Here is a 19,807-nt window from a genome sequence, read left to right on the forward strand (position 1 = left end):
TCCCCCCCCCCACAGCAGAGCGTGTGGTGTTGTGACTGACAGCCGTTTCTGTCGTATGTCAGGCCAAGTTGTCATCTGGTCGCTCTGTTGACCATGCGCGCCTGCGACTGAGCGACCGAGTTGGCCAGTTGAGCGTGGGAGTTGGCAAGTGTGACGCTTAGCTGCCGTCGGTTCTGTCTCGCTGAGTGAACGGCCGAACGCACTCACCGCGGCATGAGCGGGAGTTCCAAGCCTGACCACAGGTGATTCACAAGGATCTAGTTGATGATCTCCTGCCCGTCCTCGTCGTCCCGCTGTTCGCCGACCTTGACGAAGCCGTGCTGCGATGCCAACCGATAAGGTTACGGAGGGGGCCATGGTCAAGGAACACCACCATGGTGAGATGCACGCCGCCACGCTCGTGCTGCTGTCTTGGAGACTGTTCTGCATCCTCTTTGTAGCAGCCGGTTCCTGGGTTGCATTCCGGGTCCGGGGTCAACGAACTGGGCCGCAGGGTGGGCTGTAGGGAAGATCGTTGCCGACGTAACGTTGCCATTCCGAGGCTGTGAGTGTGTTTTGCGTGGCCGCGCAGATTCGTTTCGCGGCATCGTCCGCGTTCAGTGTCCAGAGCCGCGCTGTCTGATCAGTGCTACCGGTGACGAGGGTGCGTCCGTCCGGGCTGAACGCCACTGCTGTGACATCGGCGTTGTGGCCAGTTAGAGGCTGCCCTAAGGGAGTGGCCAACGCCGGAATGGTGACGTTCCATAGTCGTACCGACTTGTTGGAGCTCCCGGCTGCGAGGGTGCGTCCGTCCGGGCTGAATGCCACTGAGGAGATGAAGTCGGTCGCACGACCGACCAGTGGCTGGCCCAATGGTGCAGCTTTTGCCGGATCCGCAACGTTCCACAACCGCAGTGTCTTGTCGCCGCTGCCGCTGGCGAGGGTGTGGCCGTCCGGGCTGAATGCCACCGAATTGACAAGATTGGTGTGCCCTGTCAGTGGAGATCCCAGTTTTGAGGGTCGCGCGGCGTCAGTGACGTTCCAGAGCTGTAGCGTCTTGTCGCCGCTGCCGCTGGCGAGGGTGTGGCCGTCCGGGCTGAATGCCACCGACCCGACCGCGCCGGTATGGCCGGTCAGTGGCTGGCCCACTTGCGTCGGCTGGGTCGGGTCGGAGACGTCCCACAGTCGGATTGTCTTGTCCCGGCTCCCAGTGGCCAGCAAGCGGCTGTCGGGGTTAAATGCGACTGAGAAAACAGACCCGGTGTGGTTGGCCAGGGGCTCGCCCAGTGGCGTGGGGTTTGCGGGATTTGCCATGTTCCACAGTCGCACTGTGGAATCGAGGCTGCCGGTGGCCAGCGTGCGACCATCGCGACTGAACGCCATCGATAACACCGAGTCCGTGTGTCCGGTCAGAGGTTGGCCCAGGGGCGTAGATCTGGCGGGGTTCGATACGTCCCACAATCGCACGGTGGCGTCACGGCCGCCAGTGGCCAGCGTGCGCCCGTCTGGGCTGAAGCTCGCTGAGAAGATGTCGCCCTTGTCGCCCGTCAGCGACGAGTACGAGATGTTCCACAATCTCACAGTGGTGTCGCGGCTGCCAGTGGCGAAGGTGCGACCGTCCGGGCTGAACGCCACGGAGTCGACGACGTCGGTGTGACCGGTCAATACTTGCCCCAGAGCGACGGGGAATTTGATGTCCGCGATGTTCCATAAACGGACGGTCGAGTCGGAACCGCTAGTGGCCAGGGTATTTCCGTCCGGGCTGAACTTCACGGAGGTGACCACGTTCGTGAAACCAAATGGCCGGCCCAAAAGTGTCGGCTTCGCGAGGTCGGAGACGTCCCACAACTTCACCGTAGTGTCGTGACTGCCAGTGGCCAGTGTGTGGCCGTCCCGGCTGAATGATACCGATGAGACAGCATCGGAGTGCCCTTTCAACGGTGGTCCAACGGGTACGGGTCGGGTCGGGTCGGAGATATCTATTAGCCGTACCGTGGAATCAGAATTACCCGTCGCCACCGTTTGCCCGTCCGGACTGAATGTAGCTGACATCGTGAAGGTGTCGTTGGTGCCTGACTGCAGCTTCCCCAGGGCTTTAGGGTGCGCCGCTTCGGACACATTCCACAGTCGTACAGACTGTGCGCTTCCGGCGGCAGTCAGGAAGCGTCCGTCCGGGCTGAAGGCCACGGAGGTCACGATGCCGGTGTGGTCGGTCAGCAGCTCGCCCAGTTGTGTGGGCTGCCTCGGGTCGGACACGTTCCACAGGCGTATTGTCGAATCAAGGCTGCCAGTGACCAGGATGTGACCGTTCGGGCTGAATGCCAGCGAGGTGGTCGCATCAAGAAATACCGCTAGTGGAGTCCCCACTGGGGTTACCCGAGAAGGATCGGATATGTCCCATAAGCGAACTGTCTTATCATATCCGGCGGATGCCAAAGTGCGGCCATCCTGGCTGAACGCTACAGCTAGGACGGAGGCGGAGTGGCCGGACAGTGGTGTGGAAAGTGGGGCGTTCGCTGCGGTGATCATCCGGGAATAGGTCTCGTCCCCCGGTCGCATCTTGTGGGCGACGAGCGCGAGTTGGGCCGACAAGGACACGTCGGTTGTGCGAAGCTGGTCGGCCCCGGCTAGGACCTGGTTGTAAACGGCCAGGTCGCGTTGGTGTACTGCTTCACGTTGCTGCCGGAAGGCGACGACAGCGGCCACTGAAGCGACTAGCGTGAGCACGGTGAGTACGGCAATAACTATCTTCCTTCGCTGAACCGTGCGTTGTTGCGCTCGGGTTGAGGCGTTCAAGAACGCTTGCGCCGCAGAGCTAACTTCGTTCGGCGGTGCCGTCATGGCCCACGTTCTTGCAGCCTCCAAGCGACTCCCTCGGTAAAGAAGTGCTGGGTCGCGGCCGCTCCTGGCCCAGTGTGAGGCGGCTTCCTCGAGGTCTTGCTGGGTCAGCCGGCCGACACGGTCGGTGTCGATCCAGCGGCGAAGCTCTGGCCAACTGTGGAGGAGCGCTTCGTGGGTGATTTCCAGGGTGTTCTCCTGCTGGGTGAGCAGTCGTGCCTGGGTAAACGCGTCCACGATGGCCGTGGTTCTCGAGGGGTCGGATTTGGTGTTCAGGACCTCGGCGCGGTCCACCCGCCGGCGAGTGTCCTCGGTCCCGTCTCCGATCTTGACCAACCGCAAAAACAGCAACTGCGCGAGGCGCTGTCCAGCACTGTCGAAACGGGAATATACTTCATCCGCGCTCTTGGCGATGGCGTGCTGGATTCCGCCGGTGCTCTGGTAACCGTGAACAGTGAGTGTGGAACCATGTCGTTGTCTCCAGCAGGCCCGCAAAGCATGGGCCAGCAACGGCAGTCGTCCCGCCTCGTAGGTGGTGGTCGCGATGCTGTCGGTGCCGCCCATGGCGCCCATGTCACGAAGAAGTAACTCCGTCAGCCCCGGCTCGATATCCAAGCGCGCGTTGCGGGCAGGATATATAATAACTTCGCGTAGTTCGGTCGTCGACATCGGACCGACGACCAATTGGTTATCCTGTAGCGCGTCGCGAAGCTGAGAATAATCCGCGCAGGCGGCATAGAAATCTGCTCGCATCCCTAAGATGACCAAGCCCACAGGTTCGATATCGGTTTCGCTTGCGGTTCCCGCTATCCGAACCAGTAGATCTATAAAGGCGCGCCGCTGGTGGTCATTGTCGCAGAGGGTGAATAGTTCCTCGAACTGGTCGACGACGACGACAATCCGCGCGTTGGGGCTGATGCTGTCACGATGAGCACGCAGTGCGTTGACCAGACGGGGGACGTTCTGTTGTGGGCTGACGGGCTTCATGGAAGCTTCCACGCCGTCGAGTGAGGCTATGAGCGCGGCGAAGGTTCGCATCGGATCAGCCGTGGGTGTGAGTACTAGCTTCAGCCAGCGATCTGAGCCGGGGAGGGCGGCGTGGTCGAGTCTCGGTAGTAGCCCCGCGTGTAACAGCGAGGACTTCCCTGCTCCCGAAGGTGCTACGACCATCTGTACTCCGCCAGTACGCAGGCGCCGGTCCAAGCGGGCGGTCAGCTCGGCGATTAGCTTGTCGCGCCCGAAGAACCACTGCGTCTGAGCGGGTCCGAACGCGGCCAAGCCGGGGTAGGGACATTCTCGGACGAGCGCGCCAGGATCGGTTCGCCGCTGGTCTCGCACGCCGTCGGCATAGTGGAAGTGCTGGTCACGGGCAGCTTGGTGCACGCGGGCGTCCCCAGACGCGCGGGCGTGCAGCTGAATCCCTTCGGTCGGTAGCGGATTGGTTGGGCCAGGGACTTCGCTGGAACCCATCGCTCACGCCTCCGTGATGTACTGGTCGTGACCAGACTGATACACCCTGCCGTGATCCGAAGGAGTAGCGGTCATGGTGATTGACGAGGTTGGCTGGCCGAGGTCGGGCGCCATGCTCTGAGGGGCAGCCAATGGGGTGTGGTGAGTGAGGATTTCGAAGGCGAAGGCCGCGGCGTGACGCGCGGCCAGCGGCTGCCAGTGTCGGTCGGTCAATCCGGTTTTGTCGGTCAGCAGATCTGAGATCCCGCGAATGACAAGGGCGTCGACACCAGCGTTGACGTACGCGCCGTGTAGAAAGCCGTGCCCCTCCATGTCGACGCCCACCGCGTCTCCGCAGCTCTGATCGAGTCGGCGCGCAGTGTTTGACCGGCGGTCGGCGACCACAGTGCCACCTGCGGCGAGTGGCTTGACAATGGCCTGGGGCGACTGACCGTTGTCGGGCAGGATGCGACGCTGCCACTTCCCGTGTCGGGCCACCGCTTTGGCGCGTTGCACCATGCGATGGGACGGCGCATGAGTCTTGAATCTCGGCAGGTACGCGTCGGCGGTGTCCTTTCCGGCGTCGTAGTCGTAGATCGCGTCGGCCGCAACGACGTCGCCCAGTGCGACGTCCTTGCGGCCACCGGCAACGCCGACAAACAAGACGACCTGGGGCGAGAACGCTGAGATTGCCCGCTCCAGTTCGATGCCGGCGGTGGTATTGCCGATCCCGATTTCTGCAAGCGCAACCCGCCAAATCCCAGCCCGACCTGCGAAAGTGCCAACCTCGTAGAGCGTCCCTTTGCTCTCATGCTCGACGAGCGGGTCGGCTAGATGTTCCCGGACTGCGGTGTATTCACTTCCGATCGCGGTGCAGATCACCACGGTGCCCAAGCTTGCGTCCTCGGCCATGAGTCCTCCCCGTTGCTCAAGTTAGTGGGTTCAGTGCGTCGACAGCGTCTGGTGCTCACTTTTTCTGATGGGGATCGCGTAGCAGGGCGGGATGTAGCTGAGTTGCCGGTCCTGTCCGGTAGAGGGTGGCGCGGCGGCCACGGCCGCTGGCGGCTTTGTCTCCGGTTGGGATGAGGAATCCGGTTGCCCGAGTGGCTTTTCGGTGGAAGTTCGACGGTTCCAGTTCGATGCCCCAGACGGTCTCGTAGACCTCACGCAGTTGGGTGATGGTGAACTCAGACGGGCAGAACGTCGCAGCGAGGGTGGTGTGGGACAACAGATCGCGAGCGTTTTCGACCGCGTCGGCAAGGATTCGGTGGTGATCGAACGCCAGCACAGCGGGATCGGCAAGCAGGTCGTCGGTTTTCGCCCAGTGGCTGGCGCGGGCGTCGCCGCCGGCGGTCGGGATCGGTAGATCGGGCATCAACGCGAAGTAGGCCACGGACAGGATCGGGCCCCGTGGGTCACGATCCGGGTCACCGTAGGTGCGGAACTGCTGAATGTGCAGTGCCCCCGCGTTTAGGCCGGTCTCTTCCGCGAGTTCGCGGTGTGCGGCCTGGTCGAGATTCTCGCCGTCTTCCAGGAAGCCTCCGGGCAGCGCGAGCCTGCCGAGGAAGGGTTTCTTGGCGCGCTCGACCACCAGCACATGTAGCGCTTGCTTGCGCACCGTCAGCACGATCATGTCGACCGCGACCGCGTAACGGAACCTGTCTCGCCTGCTCATGTGCCCACCATACATTCTAGTCACCTTGACTAAAAGAGGTTCAGCGCGCTACTTTCTGATGACGCACAGTACTTGTCATGGTGACCTTAATGTGGCTAGTGTCCCGGCCGGCGTCAACGCCTCCGGGTGACTCGCGAGCTATCTGCCTGGAGGGCGGCTGGATGAAGATCCTGTGCTCGATACGAACCCTCGCGTACCTCGTGCTCTGGTCCGCTGGACTCGGCTTTGTAATTGGTTTACTCCTGACCCACCTGGTTGCCTGATTGTCACAACGTCGCGAATTTGACGAGTGCGCAGAGGCCCGGGGCGAAACATCACCGTTGGTGACGCGTTCGGTTACCACTTCGCACTTTGTGGGACGAACGGGTCAGATCCAACGTCGATGGAGTGGGCCAACACGCGACTGTAGTCGAGGAGGACGGGGAGTAGATGAGTCCACCGAGCGGACGCGCGGCGGAATTTTACGAGACTGTTGACGTTGGATGCGGCGCCGGCGAGTGAGCGGGCACGCTCGTGGCGGTCCGGGGTATGAAGCAGGGGTGTTGCGCGGTGATCGCCGTGGGTGGTCTGGGTCCAGATGACGATCGACGCGACTAGGCGGCCGTGTTCTCCCAAGTTGGCGAACGTGGGTCCGTGTTCGATGTTCTCGTCGAATTGCCACGATACGAGGGTGTTCCACTCTGTTTCAGGCAGGGGCCAGTGTTGCAGGGCGGTTCTTCGACGCTGGTAGTCGATCAGGTCGCCTGTGGCGGTGAGCCGATCGGCAATCTCGAGGAGCGCATGCTGTAGTTCGATGGCTCGGTGATGGCGTTCGGCCCAGTGGCGCAGTTGGGCGGTGGCGTGGGCGCCCGCGTGAACTGGCAGGCCCAGTAGTGTGCTCGCGGCGCGGGCCGAGCAGTTCTCGGCGGCCATGACCAGCCGGGTAGCGGCGAATCGGTGCACCTGGCGCGGTGCCAGCGCGGGTCCGACCAGGCCGGCTAGTGGTGCGATCACCGTGGCGTCGAAGATCTGCGGCACGTGCCTGGCCTCGAACCCGAAGGCGGTATTGACGAACGACGTGTGCCGGAGCGGTCTGCGCGTGATGCCGGATCGTCGGGATGTCCGGGATTCCGGGCGTGGCGGTGGAAAATGCTCGCGCAGCCGCGGTTCGAGCAGAGCCTGTAGCCGCGCTGAACATGCCGGGACCGCAGACCGAAGGTAGCGGAACCATGCCGGCCGTAGTTCTGCGTGCAGAAGAAGCCCGGTGATCAGGTCGGTGTCGTCGAGAGCGATCGTGAGATGTTCGGCGTGCGCGAGCAGTCGGGCACAGATGGCAGATTGAGTGGGAAGCCCGGCGTGGACGACGGCGTCGTTCCGCCCGCCGGTGTGCTGGCGTTCCAGTTCAGTGATATGCCTTGTCAGGCTGTATTTGCCGGGCGACGTGGTGGCGTGGCTGGCCAGTGGCCAGCTGGCTCGGACGAGGGCGGTCATCACTCGCAGGTCGTAAAGGAATTCGTGCGCGGGACGGTGGTCGGAGTCGCCGTCGAGATCATCGGGACGCAGGTGCAGGCCGCTCAGGAGCCGCTGCTGTAGGGCGAGCAGATCGGGTGGGGCGGCGACGCCGGGGGTGTCGGTCAGCATTGCCGCGCAGGGAGCCGTTGTTCGGCGGGCGTGAGCCCGGCAGCGGGCGGGGTGTTGGCGGCGGTCGGCGCTCGGGATCGCGCTGAGCGATCTGTTGGCCCGGTCGTGCAGCGCGGTGCCGCATCCGGGGCAGGCGTGAGCGAGCATGATCTTGTGGTCGGTACAGGCGAAGACTGGCGGTAGTCGCCAGAGCTTGCGCCACCGTCCGATCACTGGCGTGCCGGTGTCTGGTGTGTCGTCGGCGAGGCAGAGCGGGCAGTAACGGGTGGAGCGCGAGAACAGCCAGCCCGCCAGCCCAGGCGGCAGGCTCGGATTCGCGCGGTAGCGGTGGCCGATTGCGGGGTCGGTGTGGCGGTAGTCGAGGTCCAGCGGTGGATACCGGTCCTGCCAGCCGGACAGGCATAGCTGCCGGACTTCGGTGGCGGTTAGGCGTGCGGCGTGCGCGAACGTGGCCGCGATGTCGTCGGGCAGGTGCAGTTCGTGGATGGCGGGGAACCGTCCAAGGCCCGTGAGTTCGATGAGGCGGGCGGGCGTGAGGTCGAGACGGTACGCCAGGCGCAGCAGGAATCCGGTGAGGGGCTCGTCAGGCAGCGGATCGAGGCTGCGCGGCAGCGGGCGCACGACCGGTGGCCTTACGCGCCGGGCGAGGCGGCCTGCCCGAGAGGGACGCCGCGGTCGTCGAACACCGTGTTCCGTCGCCGGCGCCGCGGCGTGTGTGCCGGTGACGGCGGGATCTCCCCGGCGGCGGCGTCTCGGGTCGGGTCGTTGCCGAGCTCGACCAGGACCTCGTCGAGCAGGTCTTCGGTGAGGGTTTCGGTGCCGGTGGCGATCGCCTCGGCGCAGCCTTCCTCGATCAGCCGCTCCAGCAGGCCGACCACGCCTCCGGTGCGGCGGAACAGATATTCGGGCAGGGTGCCGCCGGTGAGCATCCCGGCGGATGCGGCGAACAAGCGCAGATGGTGCACGAGGTCGAAGCGACGTTCGGTCTGGGTCGCCGGATCCTCCCCGGCGGTGGGGTGGTGAGGGGGCGGGAAGGCCCAGTGGCCGGTGCGTGGGTCATGGCGGCCTTCGCGCAGCAGTCCGGATCCGGGGATGTTGACACCAATGAGCACGAGCAGTGGCTCAAGCGTGGGAGTGGGAGCGGATCGGGCCGGTACATCCGGTGATCGGCCCGGTCGACGTCTGGGTCGAGCCCGATGCGGAAGACGAACTCGCGGAACTGACCCGGCAGGCGCTGGCGCAGCCCAGCTTTTACGAGCTACGGCGCGACCGGATCGCCGGAGGCTTCCGCGACCTGATGCTCACAATCGCCTCGCTGCCCTACGAGTGCTATGGCTTCTCCGTCGATCGCAAGGGGCGGGATCGGTCGATGCCGGCCGTGCCGACCGGGAAACACGGAGTCCTCATCACCGTGCAGGACGATCGCCTGACCCTGGAACAGACCCGAGGCGCCAAGGTCATCCGGTCGGTCGTCGAGGCGCTCCCGAGTCATCCAGCAGCCGCGGTCGCCGAGCGCGCGGTGCCGCGCACGGAGTACCTGACACGTATGAACGACGACTCGTACACCCTGGACACGGAGAACGACTACACCGCTGCCGATCCGGCTGACGAGCTTCGGACCCTCATGGCTGAGAAGCGGCTCGCCAGCCACCAGCTCTACGTCGCGGCCCGCTCGAACGGGATCAGACGCGCCAGCGTCCCGCTGACAGCGATCGACACCGCGAACCGTGGCAGGATCCTGACCTATCTCCGACCGGGAACCGACGACCTCGAGATCGCCTGGGGACCCGGCAGCCCGGCGTACATCACCGAAACCCTGCACAATACCCTTGACGCGTTGCGGTCCTGAGACTCGCGTAGGGGCGCCTGGAGAAACCTGTGCAGAGAACGGGTTTCTAGCCGTCCTTGTCGTCGAGGCGGTGTTCTGGCGCCGGACTCGGTGCGTTCCACGCCTCCTGCTCGGAGGCATACGTCCGGAGAAGCCCAGCCGCCGTCGTCAGGCGGTCGGCGAGGTCGCGTTGCTCCTGGACGGACAGGCGGCCGGCGAGCAGCGCGGTCACAGCCGGTGGAATGGTCGTGGCACAAGCGTTCAGCTCCCGTGCCAGTTCCGCGGTCTTACGATTCATGTTCACCTCGCAGGATCTGCGTCTCAGGCTGGAACACCTGTTGACGGGCCAGATTCGGGTATGTCACGGAGAAGAGGCGGCGTCCCCGCCTGATGTGGGCGCAACAAGCGCGAAGAACCGTGGCGAGCGGGGTTGTCGTGGCGACTGAGTCCACTGTGGATACTCGCCACGGGTGGCTTGAAATTCGATCAGGACCTCGTTGCCTCTGGTGAACAGGGCGAAGACCTGGTCGACGCCGGCCGGGTTGTTGTATCCGGCGGACCGATGCCGCGAATGGCGTTTGTGCTTCCTTCCAACGGTGTTGTCTGGCTGGTGCGAGAGCGTGTCACCGGGCGTGAGTGGTGCGTGGAGACAAGTGACATGGCAAGGGAAGCCGGAGGCTACGAGCCACGGCGCTTCAAAGTCCACGTCATTGGCGAACAGGTGGTTGGTGCTCGGGATGTTTACCCGCCGCGACGTCTGCCGAGGGTTTCACTGAAGGGCAGGACTAGTCGACTGCTGGCGGCCGGAGGTCGTCGGCCAGCGTAGTCATCCATGCGATCGATTCATCTGCGTCCAGTGCATAGTTTTTGAGCTTCTTGAACTCCTCGCTGTAGTATCTGACCTCGCTCTCGTTCTGGGAGAAGATGGTTGCGAAGGGGGTTGTGATCCTCGCTAGAGCCGGGAGTTCGGAGTCCTCAAAGAGTCCTACTGGTCCAGGCGGGGCCGGAACGGGAATATCCGCCGGTACGATCCTGATTTGACATTGCACTGTCGATGCCATGAAGGTCAGCTGTAATAGCTGGTCTCGCATCACCGAAGCTTCTTTTTGCTGATGGCGCAAACCTCGTTCATGGAGATAGAACGTCGCTGGGACGTGATTGATGATAGAGAACCGTCGCTGGCGAAGTTTTCGTGCCGCGAGCAAGGACTCATGGTTGCGAACGGGGATGTTGAGCGCCGAGAGCTCTGCTCGGACGTATGGCTCAGTCTGTAGAAGGTCTGGTACTCCGGTGGGGTCGAAGATCGTCGCCTCCGCTGCTTGCTCCTCGATCGCGAGCAGTGGGCCGACTTGATCGGGGAACCTTGCGGGATGCCCTAGTGTGCAAGTCTTTGAGGCTGCAAGCCCTGCGAGAGTCATCGCGTCGGCGAATTCCCTCGGTGTTGCTTTGATGAGCCCGAGAATAAACGCCACCTCGAAGTCGTCCAGTCTTCTGGCGCCCTTCTCGAGTCTTGAAATGCTTGGTGACCCGATGCCGGTCATGCGACTTATGTCGATCGCTTGATATTTTGCGCGCTTCCGTATGCGGCGTAGTTCGCTGCCGAGAACCCGACTAGGGAGGGATGGGTCATCTTTGCTCATGAACGTCTTTCTTTGTCCGAACGCTGATCTGCGTTTGATCCAACTTTCGCTGATCGCTGATGCTGCGCAGCGATATCCCTAGCCTGGTTATGTCTCGGTATACTAGGCTGAGCTCGACAGAGTATTTCTCGGCAATGGCTCGAACTGATCTCTGTTCTCTTTCGTATTCGGCGTGGAGTTGCTCGTCGGTGTATGGTCTGGGCTTGCGCCTTGCTCCTTTGGGGCGAGGTTCGACGCCGGACTTTTCGATTGCCCGCTGGATCCAGGAGGGTGACGTCCCATAATTCTTTGCGAGTTTCGCCGCGGTGAGGTTGTAGTCGCGCTCGTACTCGCGAGCAACACGTTTCAGTAATTGGGGCCCGTAGATGTGGTGTGCGCGTACCTCGCGAGACGGAAGGTTCACCAAGGCCCAGTCAAGGTCGAACGCTGCGTTCGCGCCGGCCGATCCACGTCCTTCTATGCCGTGACCTGGATGCGTCCTGCCCGACGCCTGATTGTCTGGTCGCTGTGCCTCGTCGCGGTGCGTCGACGAGGAGTATCCGCTGGTGAACATCGATCCTCTCGAGCGTTGCTACAGACTTCGACCTGGTGTCCAGAGGAGCCGGCCCGCGTGGGCAATGGCGAGGGAGGGGGCGCGGGAGGATTCCGGAGCCGGCAGTTCGTTCAATCGGTCCACAACGTCCGCGAGGCCGCCGTCCTGCTGCCACACGATCTCGTCGTCAGGGTTCACCCGAAGCGCGGCGGCATCGTTGCTGTGGCGAACCAGTAGCGCGTCGGCCCATCCGTACACCCAGGCGCGTACTCCGCGGATCTCGGTGACTTCGCTCGCCGTGACGACAGGGAAGAATGACCACTGGGCGGTACTTCGGAGATCGATCAGCTTGCGCAGTACCGGGAACTCCTCAATCGCTCGGCGCTCCGCTTCGGACGCGTTCATGTGCCCGCTCCCTGCTCGAAGGTGGGCGGCAGCAGAATGCGGGTCGGCCGCACGCCCGTCGCTCTCGTCCTCGGAGTGGTCATATGTCCACCCTGGATTCGCGCCGTCACCTGGCGGAATGCCGGATCTCTGGGATGTCAAGGGGAGGATTGAGGGAGGTTTACAGGGAGAGTTCGGAGGAGTAATGGGCCCGTTACTATGCGATTATCGCGAGTGAAGAGCAGTGCGGGGAGGCGGTTGTGTCAGGACCGAATGATCAACTTCGGCAACTTCGAACGCGGACCGAATCGGCACACGTGCCAGGCGAAGCCCTGACCCGGGCCGAGCTTGCCGAGCAGGTCAACGCCTGGGTTCACGACCATCTGAACCGGACGATCGAGCTCGACGGCAACTACATCGGAAAGCTGGAACGCGGGGCGATCAGGTGGCCGCAGGCGGACTACCGAGCGGGGCTCCGCGCCGTGCTCGGCGTCGCAACGGACGCCGAACTGGGCCTTCGTCGGTCGCGGTCGAGGGTGGCTAGCCTGGACACCGTGAAGCGCTCCGACTTCTTGCGTGCCGCTCTGGGGGTCACGGCCGGAGCCGTGGTGGCCCCGCTGGGCGAGGCGCTGCTGACGCGCCAGCCGACACCGGTTCCGTCGGTCGTCGGTCAATGGGAGATCGAGCAGGTCCGGACAGCCGCGCAACTCTTCGGCACTTGGGACCATACGTACGGTGGTGGCCTGGTCCGTGAAGCCGTCGCGGCTCAGCTGCGGTACTCCGCCGGACTTCTGAACGCGCGATGCAGCGATCGGCTCCACGCCGACCTGCACTCGGCCGTCGGATTCCTGGGACACGCCGCGGCCTTCATGGCGTTCGATGCCTACGCCCACGACGATGCGCGCCGGATGTTCGAGTTCGCTCTGGGCTGTGCCGAGGAGGCCAACGACTGGCACCTTCGCGCGAAGGTGTTGTCCAGTATGGCCAGGCAGGAGATTTGGTGTGGGAACCCCGACGCCGGGTTGACGCTGGTCGAGCTGGCGATGGTCCGCGCCGACAGACTCACTGCGTCCGAACGGGCCATGCTGCTGACCGCACGCGCCCGAGCGCTCGCCAAGCTCCACCGGGTCTCCGACGCGGTGACGACAGTGGGCCTCGCGGATGAGCAGTTTGCGAAGGCCTCGCCTGACAACGACCCTGTCTGGATGCGGTACTACGACGAAGCGCAGCATGCCGGCGACACCGGGCACGCGCTGTTCGATCTCGCCGTCGACGGGCGCTTCGTCGGCGAAGCACGCGATCGCCTCGCCCTAGCTGTCGCTGGCCATTCTCAGCCGTACGCGCGGTCACGCACCATCTCCGGGATCAAGCTGGCCTCGCTGACAATGCGCGCGGGTGACCCCGTCGAAGCGGCCCAGATCGGAGCGCGGGCCTTGAAGGAGGCGGGCACGATCACTTCGAGACGAGCTGCCGACGATCTGCGGGAACTGCGCACCTTCGCGAACGATCACCGCCGAGTATCCGAAGTGGCTGAGCTTCAAAATGGAATCGGTGATCGGCTCGGGGTCGCGTGACCGAGCTGACTGACGAACAGGACGTCCTGAACATCCTGGGGCGCGTCTGTGCGGCCGCAGGGCTCGATTCGTCGAACGCCTCGGTCATCCGTCTTGGCGAGAACGCGATCATCAGCGTCGCGCAGGGCCTGATCGCCCGAATCGCCCGTACCGGCCAGGTCGCCTCAGCTCGTAAGGAGGTCGAGGTCGCTCGATGGCTGAGGGAGGCGCAGATCCCCGCTGTCGAGCTTGCCGGCCCGGTAGACCAGCCCGTTGTCGTGGATGGCCACGCGGTGACGTTCTGGCGAGAACTGCCGCCGCACAAGCACGGGACACCCGTAGAAGTCGCCAAGGCGCTCCGGCGGCTCCATGATGCCGACCCGCCCCGAACCTTCGAGCTCTCAGAGATTCAGCCCTTCGTGAGGCTCGCCGAGCGAATCGACCGGGCAACGACGCTCACCTCGTCGGACCAGGACTGGATGCGGGACTTGCTCGGAGAGCTGAAGGACCGCTGGGACCGGCGTCCAGACGGCTTGCCATGGTGTGTCGTTCACGGTGACGCCTGGGTGGGCAACGTCGTGTCGACCGCTGATGATCGCGTCGTCTTCCTCGACCTCGAGCGGGCCGCGATCGGTCCGCCTGAATGGGACCTCGTGCACACGGCGATTAAGTATCGTTCCTTCGCTTGGATAAGCCGGGAAGAGTACGACGATTTCTGTACCACCTATGGACATGATGTGAGTCAGTGGGGCGGCTTCGAGCTCTTCAGAGACATCCGCGAGTTCCGGATGACGTGTATGGCAGTGCAAGTCGCAGCGCAGGATCGCGCGGCACAGGAGCAGGCGGTATGGCGTCTCGAGTGTCTGCAGGGCAAGCACGGAGAGCGCCCCTGGTCCGGCTGGCGTGCTCTGCCGTAAGTCTCCGAACCGAGTGCTGATTTCGCTTCAACTGCGCAGTGTTCACAGGTGGTGATCGCCTCACTACCTTCGATGGGGCCGAGTATTTCCCGAGCCCATTGGAGGTCCTGCTGTGTCCGTACCCCTTGTTACCCAGCCGGAGAAGGTCGCCGCGTCGGACGAGCGGCTCGAGGTCGCCGAGTTGGCGGCCCTGGTTGCCGAGACGGTTCCCGTCCGGAACGGCCTGGATCGGATGACGCCGTCGCGCCTCGAGGAGTTCTTGACGCCGGTCGCGCTGACCGCGCACCTGTAAGGCGATGGGACCGCGAGCTGGAAGGACGTTCTTCTGATGACCAGTGATCAGCAACGTGTCAGCTTGGAGTTCACGGCCGGCCCGCGGTCCCTCAAGCCACCTGAGGCCTGGTCGCTGGCGGACATGCTGTTGGCGAACCAGTTGCCGCCGTCGTTGTTTCAAGCCTATGTCGTCGACGATCAAGAGGGATTGCGGCCGACGCCGATGACGACGGTGCTGAACGAGGTGCCGGCGGCTCACCGGGTAGTTCTGCGGTGCATCCGGAACACCGACATCACCACGCTTCGAGCTCCTCAGGTCGAACTCGTAGCCCGCGACGAGAGTCCGGTTGTGGCACTGCCTGATCTCGACGTGGGCAGCCACGAGCCGATGGCGCGGGCGCATCTTGTCGACGAAACCACGTTGCGGGAGATGGTGGCGAGCAGGATCGGGCACTTCCTTGCCCAGTACGAAGTCACCGGACCGATCCTGGCCGGGATCTCCGGCGGCGGGGACAGCAATACCTTGGTCAACGGACTCAAGCAGTTCGTTTCCGCGACCGGGCAGCCAGCCGGGAACGTCGTCTGCTTCACGCTGGCGATGGAGCCTTTGTGGCCGGAGTCCGCGGTCGATCGTGCTCGAGAGCTGTGCGAGGGCGCGGGGTTCGAGCACGTGGTCCTGTACGCCCAGGACATGGCGGATCTCCTCGGCATGACGAAGTCCCCGGCCGAGTTGTGGGAGTCGTTCAGGAGGGATTTCGGCCCGGACACCGTGCACTTCTTCGGGACGTTCTTCGTGAACCTGGTCGGACGGCGCCTGTGCACGGATAGAGGAGCCCGCTCTCTGGCGGTCGGCTACAACCGGGAGGACCTGACGGCCGAGCTCCTGTTCTGTCTGTTCAACGGCCGTAAGCCTCTCCCTTATCCGGTCCGGCGGATGGGCGCGGTGGACTGCTTGTTCCCGCTGTGGGAGATCCCGAAGTACCTGCTGGACGCCTGCTATCCGCGCTACAGCGCGAGCAACTACCGAGAGCGGGTGGACTCCACGACGCCGCAGCGGTCGGCGATTTACGTCCTGGCGCACGCGCTGGACGCGCTCAACCCGCAACTATCGTTGTCCCTGCTCAAGGGAGTCTCGAAGCTCATGAACGACGTCGGGGGCTGGGAACCGCTGAACCCGATCGAGGGCACGCCGCTGATGCGGACCGGTCTCAGCGACGAGGACGGCGAGCGGCAGGTGCTCGGTCTGCTGCAGGAGTTCTTCGGGGACTGGCACGAAGCATCCTGACTGGGGCCGGTCCCGTCACCAGGTCGGGTGTTCGGCCAGAATGACCATTCAACCCACTACGTGTGAAGGGCTGGTTCATGGCGAAGGTCGAGCCACCATCAGGTACCCGCGACTTCGTGGGCGACGAGGTTCGTCGCCGGAAGCTCGCGTTCGACCGGGTGAGCACGATCTTCGAGCATCATGGTTTCCAGCCCTTGACCACACCTGTGTTCGAGCGGCTCGAGGTCTTCGCCGGGAAACTCGGGGAGGAGGCGAGCAGCCTCATCTTCAAGATCCTCAAGCGCGGTGTCCACGAGGCCACCGGAGAAGCCGACCTGGCCTTGCGCTATGACCACACCGTCCCGGCCGTCCGCGCGGTGGTCACTCATGGGAGCCGATTGTCGTTGCCGTTCAAGCGGTACGTCATCGACAATGTGTGGAGGGCGGATCGCGCCGCCCGCGGGCGCTTCCGCGAGTTCGTCCAATGCGACATCGACATCTTCGGTTCGGCGTCTCCGTTGGCAGACGCCGAGATCGTGTGGGCGATCAACAGCGGACTCGAGGCGCTCGGCGTCAAGCAGTTCGTTTTCCAGCTCAACTCCCGGCTGGCCCTGGCCGGCCTGCTGGAGGCCTACGGCATCCCGGACGAGCTGGGCACGCGCGTGCTCGGCTCACTGGACAAGCTGGACAAGGCCGCTCCGGAGGTTGTGGTCGCCGAGTTGGCCGAGCGCGGTCTGACCACGACCATCGCTGAAAGTTTGGTCGCTGACGTGATCGCCCCGGACAGCGAGCGGGTGCGCGAGCAGCTTGGCACCACCGAGCGCGGTCGCGCCGGTCTGGCCGAGGTCGACCGCTTGCTCGCCTTGACCGAGGAGCTCCCGGCTGGCCGTGTCCGGTTCACCCCGCGCATGGTGCGTGGCTTGGACTACTACACCGGTCCCATCTGGGAAGTCTCCGCAGCGGGGTACCCTGGTTCGATCGCGTCAGGGGGCCGCTACGACGAGCTGGTCGCCAAACTCGGCGGGCCGGACATGCCGGCCTGCGGCGGTTCGATCGGCCTGGAACGCATCCTCGCGATCCAGGAGGCCGAAGCGCCGACGGAACAGGGCCTCGACGTCGCCCTGACCGTCCTCGGCGCGGAACGCGAGATCGTGAGCTTGGCCGGCCAGCTCCGCGCCCGCGGCCTGCGTACGGCCGTCTACCTCGGCTCCTCCGGCAAGCTGGCGAAGCAGATGAAGTGGGCCAACGAGCAGCGTGCCCGCTGGGTCCTGCTCTACGGCCCGGACGAGCAGGAACGGGGGACGGTGACCGTGCGGGACATGGAGTCCGGCGAGCAGAGCCAGGTCACGTTCGCCGACGTCGCCGCGAACCTCGCGGAAGGGATGGCGTCGAAGCCGTAGGTCGTCGGAGAACGGGCCGTACGAGGCCCGTTCTCCGCGGATCTGCGGTCGGCTGTCAGCTTGGCCTCGGCAGGCGGAAGCTTCCGTTGGCCACGCCCCCGACGAACGCCTCCCACTCTCCGTGATCGAAGACCAGCACGAAGCCGTCCGGGTTCCGACTGTCCCTGAGGCCCACGGCGTCCTTGGTGATCGAGATCTCGACGCACTGGTTGTCCGGCGGATTGCTCAGGGGGGACTTGTGCCACTCCTTGAAATCGGTATCGAGGTGGTCTTTGTGAGCGTCCTGGATGTTCATCTACCTGCTCGTGCCCTTCTGTTCTCGACGAGGCCGCAACCGGCTACAACGACGAGGCGATGTCGAGCAAGGTGCGGCGCGTCTGCTCTGGCCCACTGGCAGCTGCCTTCTGGTGATCCCAGAGCGTCAAGTACCGCGCCGTCCGTTTGCTGTTGTCGACGTACTCGCCGCCGTCGTGTTGCTCGAGATAGATGATGTCAACCGCGGGGTTCGTGTCGTAACCGAAGATGGTGTAGTCGTGCCCTTGGCCCATGTAGTAGCCGGCGGCGAACGGCACGATCTGCAGTTCGATGTTCGGGCGATCGATGGTCTCGATGAGCTTCGTGATCTGCGCCTTCATGACCGGACCGCCTTCGGTCCGATGGAGCGCGGCCTCGTCGAGGATGAACCAGAACTGCTGGTCGGTGTTGTCCAGCACTCGTTGCCGCGCCAGCCGATCGGTGGCGTACTTGTCGATCTCCTCGGGAGTCAGCGAAGGCCGCCAGGCACGCGCGTTCGTGCGCATGTAGTCCTCCGTCTGCAGGAGACCTGGGACGACGAGTGCTTGTTATGAGGAGTACCTGGTGCAACTCGGTTCCATGTCGACCAGCAGTCGCAGGTACTGGCGGAACCTGGTGCTGAAGGCGCCGCGCTTCGTTCGGCGGTTGCTCTCGGCTTGAAGGTCCCGCGCGTAGGCCCGGTCCGACTCGTTCGCGTCATAGCGGTCGAGCAGCGCGTTGAGCTCGATCAGCTTGATCCCGCTGCCACTCTCGATATGAGCGATCTTCTGCTGGGTGCACCCCAGGACCGTCGCCGCATCGTCTTGCGTCGCATCAGCGGCTTCCCGCAGCCTGGCCAGCTGGTTGCCGAGAACGACCTTCATGACGGCCGGCGGCAACTGCAGGTGTTGCGTCACGGAGTCCTTCACCTCCACAGGGTGTCCTGTCGCGGAGCGTATCCGCAATTCACTCATTCGGTGGCCTAGTTAATTTGAGTACACAAGTTACAGTCGAGACGTCAGCAGGTAACACCAGGTCTCGAAGGAGCGCGACGCGATGTGTACACAAGTTAGCATCGCCGCTGCGAAGGCCACGGTCGTCCCCAGTGCTCTGGAAACCCCCGTTGAAATGTCCAGGGGGTCTGGGGCGGCGATCGCAGTGGCGCTCCTTCTTCTAGTGGGCTGCGTGGTCGGAGTCGGTGTCGGCTGGTGGTACGTGGCTGAGCAGCGCCGGATTCAGCGCTGTCGTCATTTGCCATCGCGCCCAGCCCCCGAGGCGCCGCTGACGACGTCGGACTCGACCCTCGCCTCCCGGGGTTTCGAGCACCTCGTCGCCCGGCCGCGCAGCCCACGGCAATCCGTCAGCAGCGAGCGATTCACGACTCACGGATTCCAACCCGTAGCGCGACCCGCGCTCCCTGATCGCCCCTGCGCAGAAGGAGGTGGTTCGCGGTGACAACGTCGACCACTGGAGACCCAGCGACACGTTCGGACTCAACTCCGGAAGAGCGGTGCGCCTTCTGCCGCAACGAGTATTGCCTGCCTGCTGCCGTTGATCCCGTCGCACGGCGGATCGTCCTTCCGATGGGAGGGTTGGTCGGCGCGGTCAGCATGCCCCACGACCTTGGTCGCCGAGTGCTCGCAGGCCTGCGCGTTCGCATGCTCGCAGGACCTGTGATCGAGCGGCCCCATACCGGGCGGTGGACGTTCATCACCGGGCCCGGCCATAAGCCGAATGAGGCTGTCTTCGCCGATTTGCTCCGGTTCGGTGCCTCCGTCGCTCCCTTGGGGGACCACATCTTCCTGCCGTCTCCGGATGACGAACGGCTCGGTCTCTGGCGCTGGGAACGCAAGCCGATGGCGCGAGGCGACTTCCCGCCACAGTCCGCGGTAATCGCCACCACAAGAGCGATGGCGACGTCCGCCGCTCGGTGACGGACCTGCTCCCGCGGCACACGCGGGCGCCTGACAACTCCGGTGGCCCGATGTGGCCCCGACCCGGATCGGGCCACCGGTTCCACTTATGCCGCTCTCCCGCTCACGAAAAGCGGCGTCATGGAAGGAAAGATCAACGGTGATGCCTTCGCTGATTTCGTGGGCTCAGGCAGCTGGGCGTCACCACCATGTCCGTCGAACCGCGTGGGTTTGGTGAACCATGCAGCAGACGCAGGCGCAGCCATTGC

General features: G+C 64.2%; 16 protein-coding genes and 1 pseudogene. 6 read left to right on the forward strand and 11 right to left on the reverse strand.

Going from position 1 to position 19,807, the window contains the following annotated elements; translation table 11 throughout:
- Window positions 1–474: 474 nt before the first annotated feature.
- From ACSMFO_RS16285 to ACSMFO_RS16305, 5 genes are all read right to left on the reverse strand, one after another.
- On the reverse strand, window positions 475–4,287 hold the full coding sequence (locus ACSMFO_RS16285; protein ID WP_436459318.1) for an nSTAND1 domain-containing NTPase: 3,813 nt from the start codon (window positions 4,285–4,287) through the stop codon (window positions 475–477).
- A 3-nt stretch (window positions 4,288–4,290) separates the two neighbouring features.
- Window positions 4,291–5,178, reverse strand: a complete 888-nt coding sequence (locus ACSMFO_RS16290; protein ID WP_436459320.1) for a phosphorylase family protein — start codon at window positions 5,176–5,178, stop codon at window positions 4,291–4,293.
- A gap of 55 nt (window positions 5,179–5,233) precedes the next feature.
- Entirely contained in the window at window positions 5,234–5,941 is a 708-nt protein-coding gene (locus ACSMFO_RS16295) for an NUDIX domain-containing protein (protein WP_436459322.1), read from the reverse strand.
- Between the two features lie 336 nt (window positions 5,942–6,277).
- The gene (locus ACSMFO_RS16300; protein WP_436459324.1) at window positions 6,278–8,182 is read right to left on the reverse strand and encodes a TniQ family protein; all 1,905 of its coding nucleotides are present in this window, start codon (window positions 8,180–8,182) and stop codon (window positions 6,278–6,280) included.
- 11 nt (window positions 8,183–8,193) lie between these two features.
- Window positions 8,194–8,673: a hypothetical protein gene (locus tag ACSMFO_RS16305; protein ID WP_436459325.1), complete on the reverse strand. Its 480-nt coding sequence runs from the start codon at window positions 8,671–8,673 to the stop codon at window positions 8,194–8,196.
- Window positions 8,674–8,678: 5 nt separating this feature from the next.
- On the opposite strand from ACSMFO_RS16305, the gene ACSMFO_RS16310 reads away from it, so the two are divergent.
- The gene (locus ACSMFO_RS16310) at window positions 8,679–9,410 is read left to right on the forward strand and encodes an ESX secretion-associated protein EspG (protein WP_436459327.1); all 732 of its coding nucleotides are present in this window, start codon (window positions 8,679–8,681) and stop codon (window positions 9,408–9,410) included.
- Window positions 9,411–9,456: 46 nt separating this feature from the next.
- Here ACSMFO_RS16310 and ACSMFO_RS16315 read toward each other — a convergent pair whose 3' ends face one another.
- The 3 genes from ACSMFO_RS16315 to ACSMFO_RS16325 form a co-directional block, all read right to left on the reverse strand.
- On the reverse strand, window positions 9,457–9,687 hold the full coding sequence (locus ACSMFO_RS16315; protein ID WP_436459329.1) for a hypothetical protein: 231 nt from the start codon (window positions 9,685–9,687) through the stop codon (window positions 9,457–9,459).
- Window positions 9,688–10,174: 487 nt separating this feature from the next.
- On the reverse strand, window positions 10,175–10,930 hold the full coding sequence (locus tag ACSMFO_RS16320; RefSeq protein WP_125734572.1) for a DUF5753 domain-containing protein: 756 nt from the start codon (window positions 10,928–10,930) through the stop codon (window positions 10,175–10,177).
- A 670-nt stretch (window positions 10,931–11,600) separates the two neighbouring features.
- On the reverse strand, window positions 11,601–11,966 hold the full coding sequence (locus ACSMFO_RS16325) for a hypothetical protein (protein WP_199755014.1): 366 nt from the start codon (window positions 11,964–11,966) through the stop codon (window positions 11,601–11,603).
- Between the two features lie 296 nt (window positions 11,967–12,262).
- Here ACSMFO_RS16325 and ACSMFO_RS16330 point away from each other — a divergent pair, with 296 nt between their 5' ends.
- The 5 genes from ACSMFO_RS16330 (at window position 12,263) to hisS (ending at window position 17,352) form a co-directional block, all read left to right on the forward strand.
- Window positions 12,263–13,519, forward strand: a complete 1,257-nt coding sequence (locus ACSMFO_RS16330; protein WP_125734573.1) for an XRE family transcriptional regulator — start codon at window positions 12,263–12,265, stop codon at window positions 13,517–13,519.
- Complete coding sequence (locus ACSMFO_RS16335; RefSeq protein WP_233629702.1) at window positions 13,516–14,415, forward strand: aminoglycoside phosphotransferase family protein; 900 nt, start codon at window positions 13,516–13,518, stop codon at window positions 14,413–14,415. Before ACSMFO_RS16330 ends, ACSMFO_RS16335 begins: the two co-directional genes overlap by 4 nt.
- A gap of 112 nt (window positions 14,416–14,527) precedes the next feature.
- The gene (locus ACSMFO_RS16340) at window positions 14,528–14,707 is read left to right on the forward strand and encodes a hypothetical protein (RefSeq protein WP_125734574.1); all 180 of its coding nucleotides are present in this window, start codon (window positions 14,528–14,530) and stop codon (window positions 14,705–14,707) included.
- A 36-nt stretch (window positions 14,708–14,743) separates the two neighbouring features.
- On the forward strand, window positions 14,744–15,973 hold the full coding sequence (locus ACSMFO_RS16345) for a hypothetical protein (protein ID WP_436459331.1): 1,230 nt from the start codon (window positions 14,744–14,746) through the stop codon (window positions 15,971–15,973).
- Between the two features lie 77 nt (window positions 15,974–16,050).
- Complete coding sequence (hisS, locus tag ACSMFO_RS16350; RefSeq protein WP_436459333.1) at window positions 16,051–17,352, forward strand: histidine--tRNA ligase; 1,302 nt, start codon at window positions 16,051–16,053, stop codon at window positions 17,350–17,352.
- 55 nt (window positions 17,353–17,407) lie between these two features.
- On the opposite strand, the gene ACSMFO_RS16355 is transcribed toward hisS, so the two are convergent.
- The 3 genes and pseudogenes from ACSMFO_RS16355 to ACSMFO_RS16365 form a co-directional block, all read right to left on the reverse strand.
- Window positions 17,408–17,647, reverse strand: coding sequence for a DUF397 domain-containing protein (locus ACSMFO_RS16355; RefSeq protein ID WP_072026808.1), 240 nt, complete (start codon window positions 17,645–17,647; stop codon window positions 17,408–17,410).
- Window positions 17,648–17,690: 43 nt separating this feature from the next.
- Window positions 17,691–18,182, reverse strand: a pseudogene (locus ACSMFO_RS16360) (DUF5753 domain-containing protein); the annotation flags it as partial.
- 12 nt (window positions 18,183–18,194) lie between these two features.
- Window positions 18,195–18,554, reverse strand: a complete 360-nt coding sequence (locus ACSMFO_RS16365; RefSeq protein WP_436459334.1) for a helix-turn-helix domain-containing protein — start codon at window positions 18,552–18,554, stop codon at window positions 18,195–18,197.
- Window positions 18,555–19,807: the final 1,253 nt, after the last annotated feature.

The organism is Amycolatopsis sp. w19, from assembly GCF_051373225.1.
Taxonomy (GTDB): domain Bacteria; phylum Actinomycetota; class Actinomycetes; order Mycobacteriales; family Pseudonocardiaceae; genus Amycolatopsis; species Amycolatopsis japonica.